23 protein-coding genes are annotated in these 23407 nt (G+C 62.9%); 10 read left to right on the forward strand and 13 right to left on the reverse strand.

Annotation, left to right across the window (positions count from 1 at the left end; genetic code table 11):
• Position 1: 1 nt before the first annotated feature.
• The 4 genes from ACTIGF_RS06735 to ACTIGF_RS06750 all read right to left on the reverse strand — a co-directional run bounded on the left by ACTIGF_RS06735 (position 2) and on the right by ACTIGF_RS06750 (position 4742).
• Complete coding sequence (locus ACTIGF_RS06735) at positions 2 to 1846, reverse strand: response regulator (RefSeq protein WP_439636128.1); 1845 nt, start codon at positions 1844 to 1846, stop codon at positions 2 to 4.
• A gap of 23 nt (positions 1847 to 1869) precedes the next feature.
• A complete protein-coding gene (locus ACTIGF_RS06740) occupies positions 1870 to 3423 on the reverse strand; it encodes a YifB family Mg chelatase-like AAA ATPase (protein WP_439636129.1) in 1554 nt (517 codons plus the stop codon).
• A gap of 201 nt (positions 3424 to 3624) precedes the next feature.
• Entirely contained in the window at positions 3625 to 4233 is a 609-nt protein-coding gene (locus tag ACTIGF_RS06745) for a BON domain-containing protein (RefSeq protein ID WP_439636130.1), read from the reverse strand.
• A gap of 98 nt (positions 4234 to 4331) precedes the next feature.
• Entirely contained in the window at positions 4332 to 4742 is a 411-nt protein-coding gene (locus ACTIGF_RS06750; RefSeq protein ID WP_439636131.1) for a YraN family protein, read from the reverse strand.
• Between the two features lie 87 nt (positions 4743 to 4829).
• Between ACTIGF_RS06750 and ACTIGF_RS06755 the strand changes: the two genes are divergently transcribed.
• The gene (locus ACTIGF_RS06755; protein WP_439636132.1) at positions 4830 to 6299 is read left to right on the forward strand and encodes a penicillin-binding protein activator; all 1470 of its coding nucleotides are present in this window, start codon (positions 4830 to 4832) and stop codon (positions 6297 to 6299) included.
• Here ACTIGF_RS06755 and hemW read toward each other — a convergent pair.
• A complete protein-coding gene (gene hemW / locus ACTIGF_RS06760) occupies positions 6296 to 7456 on the reverse strand; it encodes a radical SAM family heme chaperone HemW (RefSeq protein ID WP_439636133.1) in 1161 nt (386 codons plus the stop codon). The genes ACTIGF_RS06755 and hemW overlap by 4 nt on opposite strands.
• Positions 7453 to 8058 (reverse strand): RdgB/HAM1 family non-canonical purine NTP pyrophosphatase, encoded by a 606-nt coding sequence (gene rdgB, locus ACTIGF_RS06765; protein WP_439636134.1) that lies wholly within the window; start codon positions 8056 to 8058, stop codon positions 7453 to 7455. Before rdgB ends, hemW begins: the two co-directional genes overlap by 4 nt.
• A gap of 438 nt (positions 8059 to 8496) precedes the next feature.
• Here rdgB and ACTIGF_RS06770 point away from each other — a divergent pair, with 438 nt between their 5' ends.
• Together ACTIGF_RS06770 and ACTIGF_RS06775 are read left to right on the forward strand one after the other, a co-directional pair.
• Positions 8497 to 9048 carry a DUF2975 domain-containing protein gene (locus tag ACTIGF_RS06770; protein ID WP_439636135.1) on the forward strand — a complete coding sequence of 184 codons (552 nt, stop codon included), beginning with the start codon at positions 8497 to 8499 and terminating at the stop codon, positions 9046 to 9048.
• Between the two features lie 18 nt (positions 9049 to 9066).
• Entirely contained in the window at positions 9067 to 9294 is a 228-nt protein-coding gene (locus tag ACTIGF_RS06775; protein WP_133724333.1) for a helix-turn-helix domain-containing protein, read from the forward strand.
• Between the two features lie 21 nt (positions 9295 to 9315).
• On the opposite strand, the gene rph is transcribed toward ACTIGF_RS06775, so the two are convergent.
• Positions 9316 to 10032, reverse strand: coding sequence for a ribonuclease PH (rph, locus tag ACTIGF_RS06780; protein WP_439636136.1), 717 nt, complete (start codon positions 10030 to 10032; stop codon positions 9316 to 9318).
• Between the two features lie 129 nt (positions 10033 to 10161).
• Here rph and hrcA point away from each other — a divergent pair, with 129 nt between their 5' ends.
• Together hrcA and grpE are read left to right on the forward strand one after the other, a co-directional pair.
• Positions 10162 to 11229, forward strand: coding sequence for a heat-inducible transcriptional repressor HrcA (gene hrcA, locus ACTIGF_RS06785; protein WP_022700921.1), 1068 nt, complete (start codon positions 10162 to 10164; stop codon positions 11227 to 11229).
• Positions 11230 to 11291: 62 nt separating this feature from the next.
• A complete protein-coding gene (gene grpE, locus ACTIGF_RS06790) occupies positions 11292 to 11912 on the forward strand; it encodes a nucleotide exchange factor GrpE (RefSeq protein ID WP_439636137.1) in 621 nt (206 codons plus the stop codon).
• A gap of 8 nt (positions 11913 to 11920) precedes the next feature.
• Here the strand turns inward: grpE and ACTIGF_RS06795 are convergent, their stop codons facing one another.
• The 4 genes from ACTIGF_RS06795 to ACTIGF_RS06810 all read right to left on the reverse strand — a co-directional run bounded on the left by ACTIGF_RS06795 (position 11921) and on the right by ACTIGF_RS06810 (position 15455).
• Entirely contained in the window at positions 11921 to 13282 is a 1362-nt protein-coding gene (locus ACTIGF_RS06795; RefSeq protein ID WP_439636138.1) for a serine hydrolase, read from the reverse strand.
• A 203-nt stretch (positions 13283 to 13485) separates the two neighbouring features.
• Positions 13486 to 14211 (reverse strand): hypothetical protein, encoded by a 726-nt coding sequence (locus ACTIGF_RS06800; RefSeq protein WP_439636139.1) that lies wholly within the window; start codon positions 14209 to 14211, stop codon positions 13486 to 13488.
• 149 nt (positions 14212 to 14360) lie between these two features.
• Positions 14361 to 14729, reverse strand: coding sequence for a YMGG-like glycine zipper-containing protein (locus tag ACTIGF_RS06805; RefSeq protein ID WP_439636140.1), 369 nt, complete (start codon positions 14727 to 14729; stop codon positions 14361 to 14363).
• A 108-nt stretch (positions 14730 to 14837) separates the two neighbouring features.
• A complete protein-coding gene (locus ACTIGF_RS06810) occupies positions 14838 to 15455 on the reverse strand; it encodes an alpha-ketoglutarate-dependent dioxygenase AlkB (protein WP_439636141.1) in 618 nt (205 codons plus the stop codon).
• Between the two features lie 93 nt (positions 15456 to 15548).
• Between ACTIGF_RS06810 and ACTIGF_RS06815 the strand changes: the two genes are divergently transcribed.
• The 5 genes from ACTIGF_RS06815 to ACTIGF_RS06835 all read left to right on the forward strand — a co-directional run bounded on the left by ACTIGF_RS06815 (position 15549) and on the right by ACTIGF_RS06835 (position 22511).
• Complete coding sequence (locus ACTIGF_RS06815; protein ID WP_439636142.1) at positions 15549 to 17048, forward strand: FMN-binding glutamate synthase family protein; 1500 nt, start codon at positions 15549 to 15551, stop codon at positions 17046 to 17048.
• A 336-nt stretch (positions 17049 to 17384) separates the two neighbouring features.
• A complete protein-coding gene (gene dnaK, locus ACTIGF_RS06820; RefSeq protein WP_439636143.1) occupies positions 17385 to 19301 on the forward strand; it encodes a molecular chaperone DnaK in 1917 nt (638 codons plus the stop codon).
• 91 nt (positions 19302 to 19392) lie between these two features.
• The gene (dnaJ, locus tag ACTIGF_RS06825; protein ID WP_439636144.1) at positions 19393 to 20580 is read left to right on the forward strand and encodes a molecular chaperone DnaJ; all 1188 of its coding nucleotides are present in this window, start codon (positions 19393 to 19395) and stop codon (positions 20578 to 20580) included.
• A gap of 76 nt (positions 20581 to 20656) precedes the next feature.
• Entirely contained in the window at positions 20657 to 21475 is an 819-nt protein-coding gene (gene dapB / locus ACTIGF_RS06830; protein ID WP_439636145.1) for a 4-hydroxy-tetrahydrodipicolinate reductase, read from the forward strand.
• A complete protein-coding gene (locus ACTIGF_RS06835) occupies positions 21468 to 22511 on the forward strand; it encodes a hypothetical protein (RefSeq protein ID WP_439636146.1) in 1044 nt (347 codons plus the stop codon). The genes dapB and ACTIGF_RS06835 overlap by 8 nt, the downstream gene beginning before the upstream one ends.
• A gap of 2 nt (positions 22512 to 22513) precedes the next feature.
• Here the strand turns inward: ACTIGF_RS06835 and ACTIGF_RS06840 are convergent, their stop codons facing one another.
• Together ACTIGF_RS06840 and ACTIGF_RS06845 are read right to left on the reverse strand one after the other, a co-directional pair.
• Entirely contained in the window at positions 22514 to 22819 is a 306-nt protein-coding gene (locus ACTIGF_RS06840; protein WP_375547723.1) for a hypothetical protein, read from the reverse strand.
• Between the two features lie 103 nt (positions 22820 to 22922).
• The gene (locus ACTIGF_RS06845; protein WP_439636147.1) at positions 22923 to 23387 is read right to left on the reverse strand and encodes a VOC family protein; all 465 of its coding nucleotides are present in this window, start codon (positions 23385 to 23387) and stop codon (positions 22923 to 22925) included.
• Positions 23388 to 23407: the final 20 nt, after the last annotated feature.

A 23407-nucleotide genomic window follows, 5' to 3' on the forward strand; every position in this document is an offset into this window, starting at 1 on the left:
CCTAGCCGAAACTGGCCCGGTTTTGCGGGGCGCACAAGCCGGCGAGGGTCTCGATCAGCGCCTGGGGCTGCAAGGGCTTGGTCAGAAACGCGTCCATGCCGGCCGTCAGGCAGGCTTCGCGGTCGTCTTCGGTGGCGTTTGCTGTCAGCGCGATCAAAGGCAGCGCCGCGACGGGGCTTTTCAGGCTGCGAATGGCGGCGGCGGCGTCCAGCCCGCCCATTTCAGGCATGCGCATATCCAGAAGCGCGGCGTCAAACTGGCCGCCCGCGACGGCTTCCAATGCTGCGCGGCCCGTATCGACCACCGACACGTCCGCGCCCAGACGCGTCAGGACCGTGCGCGCGATCATGGCGTTCACCGGGTCATCTTCAGCCACCAGAATATTGAGGCCTTCGAGCGCGCGGTCGGGCGTTTTGGGGGCGACGGGCTCTTCAGGCTCGATCTCAAGGCCCTGCGCGTAAGCGGCCAGCGAGCTGAGCCGGACGGGCGAGACCAGCCAGCCGTCAATGCCGGGCGGGCCGTCCTTGTGTGTGAAGCGGTCCTTGGTGCGCGGTTCAGCCAGCACCAGAATGCGAAGGTGAGGCGCCTGCGCTTTGAGCGCGGGGGCCTGGTCGGCCCAGTCCGCATCCAGGATCAAGGTGGCGGCGTCGTCAGTTTGGGACGCCAGATCGGAGATGGCGTAAATCGACGCGGTTTCCCGGGTGTCTCCGCCCAGGGCTTGCGCCTTGAGGGTCAACGCTTCGCGGCGAATGCTGGAGGCGGAGGCGATGATGATGGTGCGGCCGGCCAATGGGCGCTCGCTGGGCGGCGGCGACAGGGCGGGCGCGGGAAACCGCGTCCAGAACACTGCGCCCTGACCGGGTTCAGAGCTGACGCCCACATCCCCGTCCATGGCCTCGGTCAGGCGCTTGACCATGGCCAGGCCCAACCCGGCGCCGGGCGTGGCGTTGTGCTCGGCTGCGCCACGCTCGAAATGTTTGAAAAGGCTTGATTGTTCGCTCTTGGCGATGCCGGGCCCTGTGTCCTTGAAGGCGAGGCTCAGCTCACCCTCATGATAGTTCGCCTGCACCAGCACGCCGCCGTCTTCCGTGAACTTCACGGCGTTGCCGCCCAGATTGAACAGAATTTGCCGCAGTCGGGCGGGGTCGGCGCGAATTTCAGCCGGAACGTCCGCGCTGATGGCGTGGGCCAGGGCCAGGCCTTTTTCCGCAGCGCGGGTGGAGAGAATCTCGCACGCATCCTCGATCAGGCTGCGCAAATCGACCGGTTCGGCGCGCAAGGTCAGGCGTCCGGCCTCCAGACGCGACAGGTCCAGAATATCGTCAATCAGGTTCAGCGCATGCTGGGCGCTGGACCGAACCGCTTCCAGATAGGCGGCCTGATCGGGATGCAGACCACTGTCTTTGAGCAACGCCGCGGCCCCGAGCGCGCCCGATAATGGCGTGCGTAACTCATGGGTGACCGAAGCGAAGAAGACCGATTTCCCCGCTGCAGCCTCGCTGGCTTCGGCGCGCTCGCGGCGTTCGTCGCTGACATCGCGTCCGATCGCGATCGTGCCGCCGTTTTCCAGCGTGGTTTCCGACCATTCAATCCAGGCTGCGCCAGCCCGCGTGCGCATGGCGGCGTCATAGCGGCGGGCCTGACCTGGCATGCTGGGGGCTGGAGCGACAGCGAACCAGCGTCCGATCCAGTCAGAGCGGGCGCCGCCAAACGCCTTGAGGAACGCGGCGTTGACTTCGGTCACCCGCCCTGATGAATCCCGTGCAAGCACCAGCTCCGCCATCGCGTCCAGAAGACTGCGCTGGTGATGGGGGTCTTCGGCTGCGGTGTCCCATTCACGCTCCATGAACCCTGTTTACGCGCAGCGCGTTAACGAAGCGTCGAAACCGAAGGGGCGCTTTTCAGCGCGGCGGGGGTGGAGATCGCCTGTCCCTGCGAAGCGGCGCGCCGGGCGCTCAGCGCCTCGGCCACATGGATGCGGCGGACCTGTTCGCACTGATCAAGGTCGGCGAGGGTGCGCGCCACGCGCAGGACGCGGTGATAGCCACGCGCGGTCAGCCCCATCGCCTCGCACGCCCGCAACAGCAACGCCCGGCCGGGTTCGTCGGGGCTGGCGTATTGATCAAAGGCTTCGCCGCTCAGATGGGCGTTCAGCGCGCCCCGCTCGTTCTGGATGGCGCGGGCGGCGGCGACGCGCGCCGCGGCTTCGGCCGTGCCTTCAGGCGCAGGCGGCAAAGCCAGGTCCGCAGGCGTGACGGGGGGTATGTCGATTTGCAGGTCGATCCGGTCCATCATCGGGCCGGAGACGCGTGCCTGATAGCTCTGGGCGCATTTGGGGCCGCGCGCACAGGCCTGTCCGTTCTCGCCGGCCCAGCCGCATCGGCACGGATTCATGGCCGCGATCAGTTGAAACCGGGCGGGGTAGGTGATGCGGGCATTGGCGCGCGCCACGGCGATTTCGCCTGTTTCCAGCGGCTGGCGCAGACTGTCGAGCACCTGGGGATGAAACTCGGGCAATTCATCCAGGAACAGAACCCCGTGATGGGCCAGGGACGCCTCCCCGGGGCGAATGCGTGTGCCGCCGCCCACCATCGCCGCCATGGAGGCGGAATGATGCGGGGCGCGAAACGGGCGATTGCGCGACAGGCGCCCGCGTTCCAGCAGACCCGCCACAGATTGCACCATCGACACTTCCAGTAATTCCGAAGACGTGAGGGGCGGCAACAGGCCCGGCGCGCGCGAGGCCAGCATGGATTTTCCAGCGCCGGGCGGCCCGACCATGAGCAGATTGTGTCCGCCGGCGGCGGCGACCTCGAGCGCGCGCTTGGCGGTTTCCTGTCCGCGAACATCGCGCAAATCCCGGCAGGGATCGGCTTCTATGAGATCGCCGGGCGCGGGCCGGGACAGCACTTGTCCGCCCTTGAAATGATTGACCAGCTGGATGAGTGAAGCCGGCGCCAGAATGGGCAGCTCCCCGCCGGCCCAGGCGGCTTCCGGCCCGCAGCTTTCCGGACAGATGAAGCCCAGATCCTTTTCTTGCGCCAGCATGGCGGCGGGCAGGGCGCCGGGCGAGGGCGACAATCCGCCATCGAGCCCCAACTCACCCATCACCAGATGTTCGGCCAGCATATCCACCGGCAAGACTCCCATTGCGGCCATCAGGCCCAGCGCGATGGGCAGATCGTAATGGGCGCCCTCTTTGGGGCGGTCGGCGGGCGCGAGATTGACGATCAGGCGCTTGGAGGGCAGTGACAGACCAACGGCGGCGAACGCGGCGCGGACCCGTTCACGGCTTTCCGCGACCGCCTTGTCCGCCAGACCCACAATCATGAAGTTCGGCATGCCGCCAGCGATCTGGACCTGAACATCCACCAGTCGCGCCTGCGCGCCGTCGAAAGCGGCGGAGTATGTGCGGATGCCCATGGCGCCCTCATTCAATGAACTTGATCAATCAAACAACACGGTTAACGCGAGTTATCCACATTGTCCGGAACAGAGATGTTCAAAACAAGAACATTAATAGAATAAATGACGAGAGAGGGTCAACCTGTTGGGGAAATTTATTCTATAAAACGCGTTCTGGGTTATATCTGCAACCCAAAAGTTAAGAGGTCTGAAGGCCGGTTAAGCGTCAGGTTCGCCGGCTAAATCACACGCTTGAGCCTGTTGCGCGCCGCGTGCAGGCAAGTCGGGCGCCACATCAGGGGCCCGGGTCAGGACCACCACGCGCTCAACGCCCTCCACCAGGGCGGCGTGAGCGGCGGCGCGGTCGCTTTCTTCCGAGCTGCGAGCGAAGCCGAGCAGATAAACGACGCCGGAATGAGTCTCGATGTTGAAATTGAGGCTGCGGATGGCGCTGTCGGAGGCCAGTCGCGAGCGCACTTGCTGGGTGATCCAGCTGTCGCGCGTAGCGTTTGCTATGCCGCGCCGCCCGCCCAGTTCGATCTGGTTGGAGACCGAGCGGACGCTCTGCACGGACCAGGCGAGGCACTCGGCGTACACCCGGTCTTCCGCGCGCGGGGCGTGACCTGTCAGCAGCGCAACGCCTTCAGTGATCTCCACATCCACGCCATTGAGCGCGTAGCCCTCGGCGCGCAACATGGCTGACTTGAGCGAGACCGAAGCGTTGAAGTCATCGACCTGCCGCCCCACCGAGCGGCCTGGCTGAAACGCGGCGCAGCTCGTCAGGGTCACAGTCGCAAGAACAAGAAGGACAATTCGGATCGAGGTCATGGGATTTGTCTTTCTGTGTGAAACGCAGAGGGTCAATGTAGGCGCGACGCGTGAGAATTGGGTTAACCAGGCGTTACCGCCGCAGTGATCCGCACGGGTCAGATCAATCCGGCCAGATCATCAGTCTCGACCATGAAGGCGCCTTTTATGTGACGCGGCCAGCCCTGTTCGGGCCAGGCGATGACGTCAAAGCGGGGCTGTAACTCTGACAGCGCGCCATTTCGGCTGCGCCACAGGCTGGCGGCGCGTAGCAATCGGCGTTTCTGATGGGGTGTGACAGCGGTCAGCGCAGCGTCGAGACTGGCGCGGTGCTTGACCTCTATAAAGGCCAGAACCTGTCCGCGTCGCGCCACCAGATCAAGCTCCCCCGCCCCGGTGCGGGCCCGTTGATCGAGAATTCGCCAGCCTCTGAGCTGCAGCCAGAGCGCGCTCAGCATTTCGCTGCGCCGTCCGCGGCGTTCAGCGTTCCGCCGGGCCTGTGTCATCAGCACGTCGCCCGCTGCGCGCATGCTTGCCCCTGACGCAGCCGGGCGTTAGCTTCAGCGCGGACAAGGGCGGCGTTGCAATACGCCGATCGGGGGGAAGAGGTGGCCGTCATGGTTGAAAACTGTACACCTGCAGCGGGCAAGACGCGAGTCGGCGCCGCGCTTGGAGCGCTCGGCGCTGCGCTTGTGCTCAGCGCCTGTACGGCCACGACGCCCAGTGCTCCGGTCCAGACCGCGCCAGACCGCCCCGTGGTCGGCGCGCCTCCGGCGCCCGCAACCTTGCCGGTCGAGCTGGCGGATCGCGGTTACACCCCCGCTTTTCTGGAGGGCGAGCCTGATCTTGTGCGGGTGGCGCTTCTCTTGCCGTTCAGCGCGTCATCGTCCGCGGCCAGAAATGAAGCGGCGCAATTGCTGCGCGCTGCAGAGCTTGCAGTGTTTGAACGCGGCGGACGCAATCTCGTGCTGTTGCCCAAGGATACGGCCGGTGATCCTGAGAGAGCGCGCACCGCCGCTGAATCCGCCATTTCAGACGGCGCGGACTTGATCATTGGGCCGTTGTTTCAGGACGCCGTCGCTGAAGCCGGTCGCGCCGCCCGTGACGCAGGCGTGCCGATGCTCAGCCTGTCCTCTTCCAGCGCCGTGGCCGGCGATGGCGTGTATCAGCTGAGCTTCCCGCCGGATGAAGAAGTGCGCCGGGTGACGGAATATGTCGGTGCGCTGGGCGCGACCCGCTTCGCGTTCATCGGCCCGGCTTCGGCCTATGGCCAGGTGACCCAGGCCGCCTACGCTGAAACCATTGAAGACCTGCTCGGCGAGTTTCCTCTGCCGGAAACGGTGATGCTGGAACAACCGGTTTCTGACGAGGACGATGCGAACACCATTCGAGTAGAACGCACCTTCGACACCGGTCTGGTCTCCAGCCAGTTTTATGATGGCGGCGTGTCGGCGATGACTGAAGCTGCGGCCCGTCTGGCCTCTGTGGGGGTCGAAGAGCTTGACCCCGCTGAGGCGGCGAGAATGAGCGGCGCAAACTGGGCGCCGTCTCCGGGATCCGCCTTCCAGGTCGTGCTGTTGCCTGAAGGTGGCGATCAGCTGCGTATGTTGGCGCCGGTGCTTTTGTATCAGGATATCGACCCGCTTCTGGTGAAATTTGTCGGCACAGGCCAATGGCTTGATGAGTCTCTGGCGCGGGAACCGGCGCTGTCGCATGGCTATTTCGCCGGTCCCGACCCTGAGGCGCGCATCCGGTTTGAGCAGGTGTTTGAAGAGTATTACGGCGCGACTCCCTCTCGCCTTGCAGGGCTGGGGTACGACGCGGCTTCTCTGGCGGCCTTGCTGGCGGATGGCGGCTATGGCGCGGATCGTCTCACCGGAGCGGACGGATTTGTCGGCGTGGACGGCCTGTTCCGCTTCCGCGAAGACGGCACGATCGAGCGTGGCCTCGCCGTTTATACCGTCCGCGGCGGGGGCTTCCGGGTTCTCGACCCGGCGCCGGAACGATTTGGCCCGGCCGACATGTCTGATGATGACATGTCTGGCGCGGACATGATGGACAAGCCGGTCTCTGAACCGGCTTTCTAGGCGTCGAAATCGGGGATCAGCGCTTCGGCGACATGATCGGCGAATGCGCGTCCATGCTCTGTCAGGATGAGCCTTGATCCGAGTTGCGTGATCAGCGACTGGCCGGTCATGCGCTCAAGTCCGTCAGGGTCAGGTCTCAGCCCTGTGCGCGCGAACAGGCGATCAAGGTCCAGACCATCCTCGGTGAGCCGGATGCCCATCAGCAACCGTTCTGTCAGCTCCGCCTCGGCGTCCAGCCGCTCGCGCTCATGGCCATCTCCCGCGGCGACGCTCTTGATATAGGCGTCCGGGCGCAGTCGGGCCGCCGCGCCTTCTCGTCCGCCGTCATCGAACCCGCCCGTGCGGGAATGCGCGCCCGGCCCGATTCCGATCCAGTCCTCGCCTTCCCAATAGAGCCGGTTATGCACCGACTGATCACTCCGACTCCGGGCGTGGTTGGAAATCTCATAAGAGGGCAGGCCCGCTTGCGCGCAAACAGATTGCGTCAGCGCATACATGTCCGCCGCCGCGTCGTCCGTGGGCGGGGTGAGCGCGCCGCGCTTGAGTTTGCGCTCGAACGCCGTACCGGGCTCGATGGTCAGCTGATAAAGCGACATATGACCAGTCCCGAAGCCAAGGGCTGTCTCCAGCTCGGTGCGCCAGTCGTCGGGGCTCTGGTGCTCACGGGCGTATATGAGATCAAGCGACACACGCTTGAACAGGTTTTGCGCGCTCTCAAGCGCCTGAAGCCCCGTGCGCGCATCATGATCGCGGCCGAGACGTTTGAGGCTGGCGTCATCGAGCGCCTGCACCCCGAGCGACATTCGCTCCACCCCGGCGGAGGCGATGCCGGCGAAACGCTCATGCTCCATCGGATTGGCTTCCAGGCCGATCTCACACCCTGGTGTCAGCCCGAACAGGGCGTCAGCGCGCTCCAGGATGGCGGCGATCGCCGCCGGCTCCATTAAAGAGGGCGTGCCGCCGCCAAAGTGCACGCTGTGGATCGCGCGTGGGCCCAGCCTGTCACGCCAGTGCGTCAGATCATCGAGCATGGCGGCCAGCAACGCCTCAGGCTGCGCATGGGCGGCCTTGTAGACGTTGAAGTCGCAATACGGGCAGATGCGCGCGCAATAGGGCCAGTGAACATAAAGACCCAGGCGATCGGGCGCGGGGCTCATGCGCCGAACACATCCTCAACCAGCAGGCGGAAGGCGTGGGCGCGATGGCTCATGGCGTGTTTGATCGCCGGGTCCATCTCGGCGAAGGTCAGCTCATGGCCGACAGGTATGAAGATCGGATCATAGCCAAAGCCCTTGTCGCCCCGCGGGGGGAAGCTGAGATGCCCGCGGACCTCGCCCTCATAGACGCGGGTCTCGCCATCAGGGTGCGCCAGCGCCAGCGCGCAGACAAAGCGGGCGCTGTAATCTGTCGCCTTGCGGGCTTCAAGCTCTGTGCGGATTTTGTCCATCGCTGCGCCGAAATCGCGCGGCTCGCCGGCCCAGCGGGCGGAATAAATGCCTGGCGCGCCGTCGAGCGCCGTGACTTCCAGCCCGGAATCATCGGCCAGAGACACCAGCCCGCAGGCCTCGGCGCCGGCCTTCGCTTTGAGAAGCGCATTGCCGGTGAAAGTTTTTTCAGTCTCTTCAGGCTCTGGCAAACCCAGCGAATCCGCCCCTTCCGCAACCAGTCCATAAGGCGCGATCAGTTCGGCTATCTCTTTGATTTTACCTTTATTATGGCTGGCGATCGCCCATTTGGGAGCCGTTGAGAAAAGGGTCATGGGTGGGCGTCCTTTCATCCGTACATATCGCCTTTCGAAAAATTCATATCGATTTTCGATATTTTTTTGTTGCGAAGCGATAGGACGTGGTCTACATAGATACTCGTGGCGAGGGGGAAACACCCCGGACCACACCGAAGACCCCCGGCGATAAAGGATCGGAACGGCTTCGGAAACTGGTTGGTCGAACAAGAGACTTAGGAGAGTATGAGATGGTCAGGTCCAAAAACAATGCCGGTCACAGCGCAATCGCAATGGTGATCAATCTGGCTCTGGTGGCGGGCGTTTTCGCCGGTATGGCCGCTGCGGTCAGCTCGCTGGTCGGTTAATGAATGTCCGGATCGAAGGCCGGGTGAGACGAGACACGCCGTTCCTCCCCTCGCGGAAGATGTCTCGCCGCCCGGTCGACGATCCAGCCAACAAGCCCTTGGGGGATGTATGAAGACGCTGGGTCAGGGATCGCTGGCTTCATTGCTGAAGGTCCTCCTCGACATCGTCTATTATCTACTGTGGGCGGTATTGGGACTCGCCAGTCTCATTATCGTGCTCATTGTGTTTGGCGGGATTTCCCGCCTTTTGGGCTTTGGCTCTGATCTGCCGCTCAGCATCCGCCAGTTTCTGGCGATGGATGTGGTGCTCGCCCTGCCGCTCGCAATCGCCGCGCTGGCGGCGGTCACCTTCGTGGTGGACCGGTTGCGCCGGATCATGGCGACCTTGATCGCCGGTGACCCGTTCGTTGAAGAAAACTCCAATCATTTGCGCGCGATCGCCATCGGCATCGCCGTTTATCAGCTTTTGCATTACGGCGCGCATGGCGTTCTGTCGCTTATGATCACCTTGTTGGGCCGCCCCGTAGAAGGCGGCGCCCGCGTCGTTCCCGAATTCAGCCTGAATCTAGGCGCCTGGTTTGCTGTGCTCGCCATGCTTGTGTTGGCGGAAATTTTCCGCGAAGGCACTCGTATGCGCGAAGAGCAGAAACTGACGATTTAGGGAGCGCGGATCACACACATGCCCATTCGCGTCACCCTGGACCGTATGCTTCTGGACCGCCGCATGTCGCTGACAGAGCTCTGCGACCGCGTCGGCATCACCATGGCCAATCTGTCGATCCTGAAAACCGGCAAGGCCAAGGCTGTGCGCTTCTCAACCCTTGAAGCCTTGTGCCGCGAGCTGGATTGCCAGCCCGCTGATCTTCTTGTGTTTGAAGACGAAGATGAGGCGGCGGACAGCGCTTAGCCGTCCGCCTGACCTCCGACCTTACTGACCGAGCGCTTTCAGCTGGGCCGCGCATAGATCGGTCACGCCCCGGCGCGCCAGCGCGAAGATCTGATCGAACTGGCTTTGGGTCATCGGGGTGTCTTCCGCCGTGGCCTGCACCTCGATCACGCCGCCATTGGACGTCAGCACGAAATTGGCGTCGGTTTCAGCGACCCGGTCTTCCTCATATTCGAGATCAAGCACGCAGTCGCCGTTCACCACGCCCGCAGAGACGGCGGCGATCTGGGCGATGACCGGATCTGTTTTCAGAACGCCTTCTTCCATCAGGTATGCGACGGCCGCTTTCAGGGCGAGCCAGGCGCCGGTGATCGCTGCGGTGCGGGTGCCGCCATCGGCCTGCAGCACATCGCAATCCACCACGATCTGACGTTCGCCCAGCGCTTTGAGGTCGACCGCCGCGCGCAGCGAGCGGCCGATCAGGCGCTGGATTTCCTGCGTCCGGCCAGAGGGTTTGCCCGATTGCACTTCGCGGCGATTACGCTGGTGAGTGGCGCGGGGCAGCATGGCGTATTCGCCTGTGACCCAGCCCTTGCCCTGGCCGCGCAGCCAGGGCGGCACGTTTTCTTCCACGGACGCCGTACACAACACTTTGGTGTTGCCGAAACTGATCAGGCAGGAGCCTTCGGCGTAAGGCGACCAGCCCATTTCAAAACTGAGCGGGCGCAAGGCGTCGGGTTGGCGGCCTTCAGGGCGCATGTGTCATCTCCGGATGTTCGTGTGTCTGTGGCTCTCGTGTTAACCGAGCGGACGCGAAGGCGCAAAGCGCTTTGCGTGCAATCTTGGTGATTGCGCCGAACGGGGAGCGACACTAACTCTGAAAGCGTGATGACCCATCCAACGTCTTCTTCCTCTGGCCTGATGGCGCTTGATGAGCGCTCGCGCTCGATTTTTCGCGATCTGGTGGAGACCTATCTTGATACCGGCGAGCCGGTGGGCTCGCGCACCCTGTCCAAGACCTCCGGGCTCAACCTGTCGCCGGCCTCGATCCGTAATACGCTTGCGGATCTGACTTCGGCGGGCTTGCTGGCCTCGCCGCATGTGTCCGCTGGCCGCATGCCCACGCATGCCGGCTTGCGCTTGTTTGTGGACGGCTTGCTGCAGGTGGGGGACCTGGAGGCGGATGACCGCACCGCGATCGACACTCGCGTCTCCGCTGTGGGACGCCGTCCTGAAGATGTTCTGTCAGAAGTCTCAAACCTTCTGTCGGGCCTGGCGGGCGGCGCAGGTCTGGTGGCGAGCCCTGCCCATGACGCGCCCTTGCGCCATGTGGAGTTCGTGAACCTGTCGCCCACTGAAGTGCTGGCGGTCCTTGTGACTGAAGACGGCAATGTCGAGAACCGATTGATGCGCCCGCCGCCCGGTCTGCCGCCGGCCGCGCTGATCGAAGCGGGCAATTATCTCTCCGCCCGGCTTCGCGGTCGCACCTTGGCCGAAGCGCTGAGCGCCATTCGCGAAGAGATATCCGCCAAGCAGGCCCAGCTTGACGGCGCAGCGTCCGCGCTTGTGGAGGCCGGTCTCGCCGACTGGGCGGGGCCTGAGCAACGCACCTTGATCGTGCGCGGCCAGTCGCGGTTGCTGGAAAGCGTCGAGGCGGCGGAGGATCTGGAACGCATCCGGCTACTGTTTGATGATATCGAACGTCAGGAAGGTCTGTTGTCGCTTCTGGACGAAGCGCGGCAGGCGCAGGGCGTCCGTCTGTTTATCGGGTCCGAGAACCCGTTGTTTTCGCTGTCAGGATCGTCGGTGATCGTCGCGCCCTACAGAAATCGCGAGAACCAGATCATCGGTGCGATCGGCGTGATCGGTCCCACGCGTTTGAACTATGCCCGTGTCATCCCCATTGTTGATTACACCGCCCAAATGGTCGGCCGACTTTTGTCCGGGCCGCGATAATCACCCGTCTTGGTGAACCTTTGGGTTGACGCCCGCCCCTCTAGCCTTGAATGACCGCACGTATGAGCAACGAAAACCAGACACCTGAAACCGAAGACGCTGACCTGAACGCCGAGGCTGACGCTGCACAAGCCGCTGATGCCGAAGCGCAAGATTCCGCGTCTGAAGAGCCCGATCCGGCTGAGGAAATTTCCAACCTCAAGGACCAGCTGCTGCGCGCGCTGGCGGAGATGGAAAACACCAAGAAGCGCGCCGAGCGCGAGGTCAAGGACACGCGCGCTTACGCTGTGACCGGTTTCGCCCGCGACATGCTGGACGTGGCCGACAATCTGTCGCGCGCTTTGCAGTCGATCAGCGACGAGGCCAAGTCCGAAGCCGGCGAAGCGCTGAAAACCCTGCTGGAAGGCGTGGAGATGACCGAGCGTCGTCTTCTGTCGTCTCTGGAACGCCATGGCGTGAAGAAGGTCGAGCCCGCCCCCGGCGATGCGCTCGACCCCAACATGCACCAGGCCGCCGCCCAGATTCCCGCTGATCAGCCCAAGGGCGCCATCGCCCATGTGATGCAGCCTGGCTACAAGATCGGTGATCGCACGCTGCGCGCCGCCATGGTGGTGGTCAGCGCCGGCCCCGCCACCCCGCCTGAAGGTGGTGAGGCCGAAGGCGGCGTCGACGTCAGCGCCTGATTGCCGCTTTAATCCGGTGCGTGTTCGGCCACCCGACGCTGGAAATATGGATTTCCGGGTTGCAGGTCGAGCGCGCGCCGCATGCTGTCGAGCGCGGCGGTCTCTTCGCCAAGCGCCAGCTGCGCGTCCGCCAGCGAATCCCAGACATTCGCCGACTCTGGATAGAGGCGTGCATTGAGGGTGAACAAGGTGTGCGCCTCGGCCGGCGCCTGCTCAAGGCGGTCGTAGCCGAGCGCATTGAGCACAGTTTCTGAGCCTTCAAAGCCATAGCGCGTGTCGGACTTGTTCCACTCACGCTCGAAAAGGCTAACCAGCCTTTGCGCAGACGCGTCTTCTGATCCGTACAGAAGGCTGGCGATGTGAGGACGCGGAGCCTCGCCTGACAACAGCGCACGCATCACCATCTCGCCAACATGAATGGTCAGGTCCCGATTGCCGACCTGGTCGGTGCAGGCCATCACGCCGAGGCCCGCTTGAGGTGCGTAGCGCAGATTGGCCCGTGCGCCTCCGCCGCGATGGCCGATCGTCAATTCTCCAGCTACATCTTCAAGGATGACGCCGAGCCCATAATTGTCTTGCACATAGGCCGGGTCCGACAGTAGGTCCGTCAGGAAGTCGCGATTTGCGATCAGACCTGTGTTCAGGGCCTCAAAGATCCGCGCCATGTCTGACGATGTTGTGACATAACCGCCGGCCGAGCTGATCATGGGCACGGACTTCGAGCCGTTAGTGAGTTGGGCATAAACCGTGTCATTTGATTGCGCCGGGCCGGTGAGGTGCTGCTCGACGAGCGCAGGCCAGGGCTGCCCCAATCTGGCCTCGACGATCATTTCGGAGACCGCGTATCCGCTTTGCTGGTAGCGGGAATGTGCGCCGGGTTCAAAATCAAGCGGCAACTCGCGCACGATTTCATAGATGGCGGTGTTGCCGGCCTCGGGATCATCCGCGATGCCGCTGAACGCCTCCTGCGTGACGATCATGGCGAGTCCGCTGGTATGGTTGTAAAGACGCCAGAGCGGGATATCGCGCCATGCCTCCGGGCTATCTGTCAGCAGCTCCCCCAGACGGGCGTTCAGATTGACGTCGCCATCTTCGATCAGCGAGGCGAGTGTGAAAGCGGTCAAGGCCTTGGTGGCTGAGAAAAGCCCGCATTGCGACTGAGCCGTCACCGGGCCGTTTTCGAAAGACCCGAAGCCCTCGGACAGAATGACATCGTCTCCACTGACGACGCTGACGGCGAGACCCGAGACGCCATATGCCGCTCTCATGGTTTCGATTTCAGTTCTCAAGGCATCTGAAATGTCTGAAGCGTCTGACTGCGAAAGCGTGGTTGAAGCCAGCGCCAGGCTGGTCAGGATCGTGGAAAACATAACGTCCTCTGAAAATTCATTTTCAACAGAACGCTATAAGTAATCGTAAGACGAACAAGTGAACTTCATGTCATGAGAGGTTTGTCATCTACAGTGCGTGAATCGGTCCTGACCATTGGGAGTGGTCTCAATTCTTGGCATGAACAATGGCGCAATAGCAAAAGGGCGGCTCGTAGAGCCTCCCTTTTCTTGGCGTGAAGGAATTAGCGCGATGCTTCGTCCCGCAAGATTCTGACGTTCTTTTCCGCCACGTCTGCGGCTTCCTGCCCGCGATCCTCGGCGGTGTTGACGGATTCCGTGACCACTTCAGACACCGCGTCGAGGCCGTACGCCAGGCCGCAGCGCGCATGATAATCCTGGATATGGCCTGAAATCAGCGTCAGCGCGCCCTCTCCGTCGCTGGCGAGGATGCGCTGGCTGAGTTCAGTGCGCATCTCGGTGCGCCGTGAACGCACGGCGCTTTGCAGCGTGCGCGTCGACTGGCTTTCCAGAATGGTGTCTTCCAGCGTGCTTTGGGCGCCGGTGAAGAAGGTGGAGATGCCCGCCAACAAGTTGGCGCTGCGTTGCGGCGCGGACAGGCCGGCCGCCGTTGAAGTTCCCAGCGCCACCAGGCTGAGCGAGGCGCGCGTGGTGTTGGCTGTGGTGGTGATGGAGGCGAAATACTCGTCACACTGCCGGTCGGATTCCGAAATCAGCAGCATGGCCGTGGCGCGGTCCAGACGATCGTCGCGCGGCGCGCTGGCGCGGGCGGCCAGAACAGCCGACGCCTCCAGCGGTTCGTCGCCGGTATGGTTGATCTCAAGGCTGCGCGCTGTGTCAGCGGAGAGCGTCAAGGGCCGCCATTGCGGCATCCCGTCAACCGCGTCGCTGAACGAGCTGCAGCCTGTCAGACAGGCCCCAGCAGCAAGACTGAAAAGAACTCGGATCATGAACGCCCCCAGAGCTGGTTGAGGGCCTCAGAATATCAACCCATGGGGGAATGTGAATAAAAATAGTACCCGTTTCGAGGGGGTTTGCCGGGCGACAAAAAAAGGGCGGCTCATCGAGCCGCCCTTTTGCGATTAGAGGTTTGATCCGCCTAGCGGCGCGGGGCGCGGGTCCGCGGCTCGCCGTTTTGCCAGAATGTGTCGCCAGTCCGGTAATCGGTATAATAATACCGGTTGGAGTATTGATCATAGATCAGCTCGGAATGGTTGGGGTTGTTGGCGTTATAGCCGCAGCCGCCCGGACGGGTGCAGCCATAGACCGCGCCCGCTGCGGCGCCCACGCCCGCGCCGATCAGCGCGCCGGTTTCGGCGTTACCCGAGCCCACATTGTTGCCGATGATCGCGCCTGCGACCGCCCCGACGCCTGCGCCCACACCGGCGCCGCGAACGCCCTGGTTGGTCGCACAAGCGGTCAGCGCCAGCGGCGCAGCGATCATCACAGCGATAAGCTTTTTATTCATGGCGCAAACTCCTTTGCTCGCGCCCATTCCCAGCCGGACGCTATATTGGATCATGTCAGGACAAGCTGGGCGGAAACAAGGCCCTGACGTGTCTGTTTGTTGAAATTTCTAGTTCACCCGGCGCAGGGTCAGATTGAGGCGTCCCGGCCGCCAGTCCGGGGGCAGCAACGTCGAGCCGCCCGCATAAATCCGGTCCACGCCATGATGAAAGCGGCGGCTTTCCCCGCCGAGCACCACCACATCGCCCGAGTTGAGGCGCAGCGAGCGCGTCGGTCCTTTACGGGTCGGACCGCCCAGACGGAAACGGGCTGAATCGCCCAGGGATACGGACACGACCGGCGCGGTTTTCGCGTCTTCATCCGCATCCACATGAAGCCCCATGCGCGCATCGGGACCATACCAGTTCACCAGACAGGCCTGGGGCGGATCGGGCCAGCCTGAAACGGCGTCCCACAAGGCGAGCAGCGTTTCGGGAATATCGGGCCAGGGCTCATCGGTGACCGGATGACAGCTCTGATAGCGATAGCCGCGCTGCTTGTCGGTCATCCAGCCCAGCGGACCCAGATTGGTCATTTTCACGCTCAAGGGTTTGCCGGTGCGCGGCATGGTGGGCTGGTATAGCGGTGAGCGCGCGACACGTTCTAAAATCTCTCGCGCCAGCGCGTGTTGCGCGTCGCGATCAAACCAGCCCGTGTGAAGGGCGAAACCGTCTGATGTCTCGATCATGGCGTGATCACATCCCCGTCACGACTTCGCCAGCATGGTTCAGCTTTGCGGCCCGCCGGTCTAGGCTGGATCAGCTTTATTGCGGGGGAAGACATGATACCGTCCTGGGTGCTGGATGTTCTGGGGGTGATGGCGCAGCTCTTCATCGTCCTGGTCGGGGCCATCGCTGCTCTGATCGTATTGTTCTGGCTTATTGATTCCAATCAACGCGCCGATGCGGTGCGCCGCAATTATCCGGTTGTTGGCCGGTTCCGCTCGCTGTTCATCCGGCTGGGCGAGTTTTTCCGAACCTATATGTTTGCGCTCGACCGAGAGGAATTGCCGTTCAACCGCGCCGAACGTGAAGCGGTGAACCGGATGAGCCAGGGGCATGGCAATATCATCCCGTTCGGCTCGACCAAACTGCTGACGCCTGTGGGCACGGTGTTGTTCGTCAATTGTCCCTATCCGGTGCTGGAACAGGATGTGGCGCAAACCCAGCCCTGCGAGTTCGGCGCCTATGCCGACACGCCGTATATGGCGCCCTCTGTCTTCAATATTTCCGGCATGAGCTATGGCGCTTTGTCAAAACCCGCAGTGCGCGCGCTGTCGCTGGGCGCGGCGAAGGCCGGGATCTGGATGAATACTGGCGAAGGCGGGCTCAGTCCCATGCATCTGGAAGGCGGGTGCGACATCGTCTTCCAGGTCGGCACGGCCAAATACGGCGTGCGCGACAAGGATGGGCTGATGTCGGACGACAAGCTGCGCGAGATCGCCGCCCACGACACCGTGCGGATGTTCGAGGTCAAACTCGCTCAGGGCGCCAAGCCGGGCAAGGGCGGCCTTTTGCCGGGCGAGAAGGTCAACCGGGAAATCGCGAAGATTCGCGGCATCGAGCCGTTCAAGGATTCTGTCTCGCCCAATCGTCATCCTGAAATCTTCGATAATGGCTCGCTGCTCGATTTCATCGCCCATGTGCGCAGCGTCACCGGTAAACCGACGGGCATCAAGACGGTGATCGGCGCCTATGGATGGCTGGAGGAGCTGTGTGATCTGATCTGGGAGCGCGGCATTGAGAGCGCGCCTGACTTCATCACCATTGATTCTGGCGATGGCGGGACGGGCGCCGCGCCCATGCCGCTGATGGACAATGTGGGGCTGACGGTGCGCGAAGCTCTGCCGCTGGTGTGCGACATCCTGATCCGCAAAGGACTGAAGGACCGGATACGCATTGTGGTCTCGGGCAAGATGATCACCCCGTCCGGGGTCGCCTGGGCCCTGGCGGTCGGGGCGGACGCGGTGGTCTCCGCGCGCGGTTTCATGTTCTCGATCGGCTGCATCCAGTCGCTCAAATGCGACAAGAACACCTGCCCGACCGGTGTGACCACGCACAAGAAATCGCTTCAGCGCGGACTTCAGCCCAAGCAGAAATCGGTGAAGGCGGCGGAATACGCCAAGGCGATGATCAAGGATGTGGAGATGATCGCGCATTCGTGCGGCGTGCCCGAGCCCCGCGCCCTCAAACGCAAGCATGTGCGCGTGGTGGGCGCGGACGGGACGACCCGGCCGCTTGATGAGATCATGCCTTATCCGCAGGTGGAGACTGAAGGCTGAGCTCCGCTGCGTCTCTCAGCGACATTGTGAGTTCTTGAATCTCGCCCATGCCGCCATGCTGGCGCTGCATCGGATAGGGCGACATAACCGCCTGAATGCGTAAGCAGCCCTTGCGCCTCCGCACCCGCCTTCCTAAATCGCCCCATGACACGCATGGCTTTTCACAAAGCCGTGACAGTGAAGACCATCAAAGCGGTCCAAGAGCAGTTGCTTGAGGACCAAGTTGTTGAAAATTTGAACGCGAGCAAATAGGGGGGCGGCTCCGGCGAGAGGGAAGCGCTTCGGGCTTCTCACCACCCCGCCCCGCCCCGCCGCTAAACAGGAGAGACGCACGCGATGAGCAAAGTTATCGGGATTGACCTTGGGACCACCAACTCCTGCGTCGCCGTCATGGACGGTGACCAGGCGAAAGTGATCGAAAACGCCGAAGGCATGCGCACCACCCCCTCCGTGGTCGCTTTCACCGAGGACGGCGAGCGCCTGATCGGCCAGCCGGCCAAGCGTCAGGCTGTGACCAACCCGGATCACACCTTCTTCGCCATCAAGCGCCTGATCGGCCGGACCATGAGCGATCCGACCGTGAAGAAAGACGTGGACATGGTGCCTTACGGCATCGTGGAAGGCCCCAATGGCGACGCCTGGGTCCAAGGCCGCGACAAGAAATACGCGCCGAGCGAAGTGTCCGCCTTCATCCTGCAAAAGATGAAGGAAACCGCCGAGAGCTATCTGGGCGCGACCGTCGAGAAGGCCGTCATCACCGTGCCGGCTTACTTCAACGACGCCCAGCGTCAGGCCACCAAGGACGCCGGCAAGATCGCCGGTCTTGAAGTGCTGCGCATCATCAACGAGCCGACGGCTGCGGCGCTCGCCTATGGCCTCGACAAGGGTGATAACCGCACCATCGTCGTTTACGACCTGGGCGGCGGCACCTTTGACGTGTCCGTGCTGGAAATCGGCGACGGCGTCTTTGAAGTGAAAGCCACCAATGGCGACACCTTCCTGGGCGGCGAAGACTTTGACATGCGCATCGTCTCCTACCTCGCTGACGAGTTCAAAAAAGAGACCTCCATCGACCTGCGCCAGGACAAGCTGGCCCTGCAGCGTCTGAAGGAAGAGGCTGAAAAAGCGAAAAAAGAGCTGTCGTCCGCGACCTCTTATGAAGTGAACCTGCCCTTCATCACCGCCGATGCGTCTGGCCCGAAACACCTCAACATGAAGCTGTCCCGCGCCAAGCTGGAAAGCCTTGTCGAGGACCTGATCAAGCGCACCATCGAGCCGTGCAAGGCTGCGATGAAGGATGCCGGTGTTTCGACGTCTGAAATTGACGATGTGGTGCTGGTCGGCGGCATGACCCGCATGCCCAAGGTGCAAGAAGCGGTGAAAGGCTTCTTCGGCCGCGAGCCGCACAAGGGCGTGAACCCCGATGAAGTGGTCGCCATGGGCGCCGCGATCCAAGCGGGCGTGCTGCAGGGCGACGTCAAGGACGTGCTGCTGCTGGACGTGACCCCGCTGTCTCTGGGCATCGAGACCCTGGGCGGCGTGTTCACGCGTCTGATTGACCGCAACACCACCATCCCGACCAAGAAGTCCCAGACCTTCTCCACCGCGGACGACAACCAGACCGCTGTGACGATCCGGGTTTTCCAGGGCGAGCGTGAAATGGCGGCGGACAACAAGCTGCTGGGTCAGTTTGATCTGGTGGGCATCCCGCCGTCGCCGCGCGGCATGCCGCAGATCGAAGTCACCTTCGACATCGACGCCAATGGTCTGGTGAACGTGTCGGCGAAAGACCAGGCCACCGGCAAGGAACAGGCGATCCGCATCCAGGCCTCTGGCGGTCTGTCCGACAGCGACATCGACCAGATGGTGAAAGACGCGGAAGCCAATGCGGATGCTGACAAGAAGCGCCGTGAGCTCGTGGACGCGAAAAACAACGCTGAAGCGCTGATCCACCAGACCCAGAAACAGGTCGAGGAGTTCAGCGACAAGGTGTCCGCGGAAGACAAATCCGCGATCGAAGATGCGATCAAGGAACTGGAAGGCGTCAAGGACGGCGAAGATCCTGAAGCCATCCAGCAGAAGACGCAGGCCCTGATGCAAGCGGCCATGAAGCTGGGCGAAGCCATGTATGCGGCTCAGCAGGCTGATGGCGGCGAAGCGGCTGCGAAAGCGGATTCTGATGCCGAAGAAGGCGTGGTCGACGCTGAATTCACCGAGGTGAAAGACGACGACGACGACAAGAAGAGCGCCTAAGTCTGATCCAGACGCGGCGCGCGGCCCCGTCCCGCACCCGGGGCGGGGCCGCGCTGCTTCTGTCTAAACGTCAAGCAAGCGGACCCTACGCATGAGCAAACGCGATTATTACGAGGTTCTGGGCGTCGCCAAGGACGCAGACGCGAAGGCGATCAAATCGGCCTATCGCAAGCTGGCGATGAAATACCATCCCGATCAGAACCCGGATGACGCCGAAGCCGAAGCCAAATTCAAGGAAGTGGGCGAGGCGTATTCTGTCCTGTCTGAAGAGGACAAGCGCGCCGCCTATGACCGCATGGGACACGCGGCCTTCCAGCAAGGCGGCGCTGGCGGCGGCCATCCGTTTGGCGGCGGCGCCGGATCGGCGGACTTCGCCGATATTTTCGAACAGGTGTTTGGCGACGCCTTTGGCATGGGCGGCGGACGCCGCGGCGGCGGCGGGCGTCGGTCCGGACCCGCGCGCGGCTCTGATCTGCGCTATGACATGCAGATCAGCCTGGAAGAAGCCTATCACGGCAAGGACGCCAATATCCGCGTGCCGACCACCGTGACCTGCGAGCGTTGCGAAGGCGACGGGGCTGAACCGGGCACGGGCGTCACCACGTGTGAAACCTGTGGGGGCGCGGGTCGGATTCGCCGCACCCAGGGCTTTTTCACCATGGAGCAGAGCTGTCCCACCTGCGGCGGCCGCGGCTCTTACGTGGAAACGCCCTGTCAGGAATGTGACGGGGCGGGGCGGGTGCGCAAAACCCGCGATCTGCGCGTCCAGATCCCGGCCGGTGTTGAAGACGGCATGCGTATTCGTCTGGCCGGAGAAGGCGAGGCGGGCGCACGCGGCGGCCCCAAGGGCGATCTTTACATCTTCGTCTCTGTCGGCGCGCATGACTTGTTCGAGCGTGACGGCCCCAATCTGTACTGCCGCGCGCCTGTGTCCATGGTGACAGCGGCCTTGGGCGGCGAGATCGACGCGCCGACCATTGATGGCGGCAAGGTCAAGATCCGCATTCCCGAAGGCGCCCAGACCGGCGAACGCATGCGTTTGCGCAATAAGGGCATGGTCAAGCTCAATGGCGGCGGCGCCCGCGGCGACATGTATGTGGAGCTGTTTGTGGAGACCCCGCGCAAGATGACCGAGCGGCAGAAGGAAATCCTGCGCGAGTTCTGCGAGATCTCCGGCGATGGCTGCAATCCTGAGAGCGACGGGTTTTTTAACAAGGTTCGGCGCTTCTGGGATGACCTCAACGGCGAAGACGAGCACGGCCAGCGCCCCGAAGCCTGATCTCTTTGCTTAAGGGGCGTTACGCTTTCTTCACGCAATCGCGCGATGACCAATCGTTAGGTTGTGAGGGGGCGTCATGTCAGGATCCAGCATTCATATCGCAGTCACCGGCATTTCTGGCCGGTTGGGGCGCGCCATCGCGACAGAAGTGATCCGCGCCAATGACCTGTCGCTGGTCGGCGGCATGGTCAGCTCTGACTCTCCCAATCTGGGCGCAGACCTGGGGGAGATGTGCGCCGCCGGGTTCATGGGCATCGAGGCTGTGGTCTCCCTCGAGCAAGCGGCGGATCAGGCGGATGTCCTGATCGACGCGTCCCTGCCCAAAGTGACAAGCGCGATCGCGCCGCGACTGGCGTCCATGGGCCATCGCGCCCTGGTCACCGGCGTGACGGGGCTGGATGATGAGCAGCAGGCGGCTCTGCATCAGGCCGCCGAGGTCATCCCTGTCTTGCAGGCGAGCAATTTCTCGCTCGGCGTGGCGCTGGTGGAACGTCTGCTCGCACAGGCGGCCAAGGCGCTGACGGCGGAACATTTTGATATCGAGATCATTGAGGCGCACCACAAGCGCAAGGCGGATGCGCCGTCGGGGACAGCCTTGAGCCTGGGCGAAACAGCGGCGCGCGCCCGCGGCGTGGCGCTTGAGGACGTCGCCCAGTTCAACAGGCCGCGCCATGACGGGCATCGCCCGATGGGCGCTATCGGGTTTTCCGCCATTCGCGGCGGCGGCGTCGTGGGCGAGCACGAAGCGCGTTTCCTCTCGGCGTTTGAAGAAGTCAGCATTTCCCACAAGGCCTATGACCGGTTCATCTTCGCCCAGGGCGCGCTGGAAGCGGCGCGCTGGATCAAGGGCAAGGCGCCGGGGCTGTATTGCATGCAGGACGTTCTGGGTGACTGAGACGGCTGACACGCTGCGCGGACCATATCTCGAGGTTCGGCTGCACCAGATGTCGCCTTTGCCCCCCGTGCTGAACGGGCTGTTGGTCAGCGCCTGTCTGTATGGCTTGTATCTGTTGCTCTCTATGAAAGTGGGCCAGCCGATCATCGAGCCTGCGGAGCAGGGCGTGCGGTTTAACCCGGCGGCCTGGGCGGCGTTGGTCATCTGCCTGATCTTCGGCGTAGCCACGACCATGCCGGCGATCACGCAAGCGCAATGGCGCGCTTCCCTGGCTCAATTGCATGCGGTCCTGGATGCGGAAGGACAGAACAAATCCGAACAGATCGCCATCGGGCCGACACGGCGACAGTCGCGGACGTCTCTTGCAGCTTTCGCGATCGGGGCGATTGTCGGCTTGTTGGTCAATATCTGGCTGCTGAACCCGCCCAACATGCCATGGCGCGACTACTGGACCTCCATCTCACCCTTCTTCGCCATCATGAATACGGTGGTGTTCGGGCTCGCGGCGCGGGGCGCCTATATGGTCCGTTACGAAGATCGCGAGATGAAGCGCCTGGTTGAAAACCATCTTCAGGTTGATCTTGCGCATCTGGAACGCAATCAGGTGTTTGGACGGCTGGCTTTGCGCGGAGCCCTGGCCTGGCTGGTGATGACGGCGGTCATCTTGCTGTTCTTTGTGGATTCAACACCCATTCCGATCTCGGCGACGGCGCTGGGGCTCGCTTTGCTTGCGGCAGGCTACGCCTTCGCGAGTACGATAGGGCCTGTGGTGCGCAAATGCTCCAGCGTGCGCGATGACGCGCTCAAAGCTGTGCGCGAGCGCATTCAGGCCCGCGCCAGCGCCATGATGGCTGAGACATCGAACGACGCGGCGCCAGTCTCTGAGCTGATCGCCTATGAAGCCTGGCTTGAGAAACTGCCGGTCTGGCCGATTTCCGCGCCGGTGACCCGGCGTTTGGCGCTTTATGGCTTTATCCCGGTCCTGGCCTGGTTCGGCTCGGCGGCGGCGGAGCTCGTGCTCAACCGCTTGTCCTGAATTCAGGCGTGACCGAACAAATCCGGCTGGCGCGTCAGGGTTTCAAAATCCATGCGCTGGGCGGGACGCCGCAGACGGGTGAGCGTGCGGCTTGGCGGCGGAGCGACCATGGGAGCGGGCGCTTTGAGCGTCAGGCCCAAGGCAGCCGCTTTGGTGCGAATGGCGCTGTCGGGACGGCCCAGTTTCAAACTGATCAGACGCAGGCTGGCGCCCTGGCGCGCCAGCGCCTTGAGCAGTTTTACATCCTCGCCGCGCCAGCGCTTGCCGGCGTTGCGCGCATACCCTGCGGACTTGGTTGCATAGGCCATTGTTCCACTCCTTATGAAGTAGAACATAAGCGGAACATTGTGGAACGTCAAGAGGTCTGCAAAAAGGCCCGCCATGCGGGCGGGCCTTTGAGCGCAGAGGATTTTACCAGCTGCCGGTGTTTTCCATGCTGGCCCAGGGCTCTGAGGCCTCCAGCGCCTCGCCTTGCTGCAACAACTCCACCGAGATGCCGTCCGGGCTTTTGACAAACGCCATCCGGCCGTCCCGCGGCGGGCGATGAATGACATAACCCATGGCGGCGAGGCGTGCGCACAGGGCGTAAATGTCTTTCACCTCATAGGCCAGATGGCCGAAATTGCGGCCGCCGGAATAGGGTTCAGGGTCCCAGTTATAGGTCAGCTCGATCATCGGCGCGCCGCTGGGCAGAAGCTTGGAGTCCGCATTCACGCCTGATTTGGCGATATCATCCGGGCTGGCCAGAAAGACGAGGGTGAAACGGCCCGCCTCGTTCTCGCTGCGGCGCACTTCCTTGAGGCCCAGACCGTCGCAATAGAATTTCAGTGAGGCGTCAATATCGGTGACGCGCACCATGGAATGCAGAAAGTGCATGTGAGGCTCCTTTTGAGGGG

This window comes from Oceanicaulis sp. (assembly GCF_051859625.1).
GTDB lineage: Bacteria > Pseudomonadota > Alphaproteobacteria > Caulobacterales > Maricaulaceae > Oceanicaulis.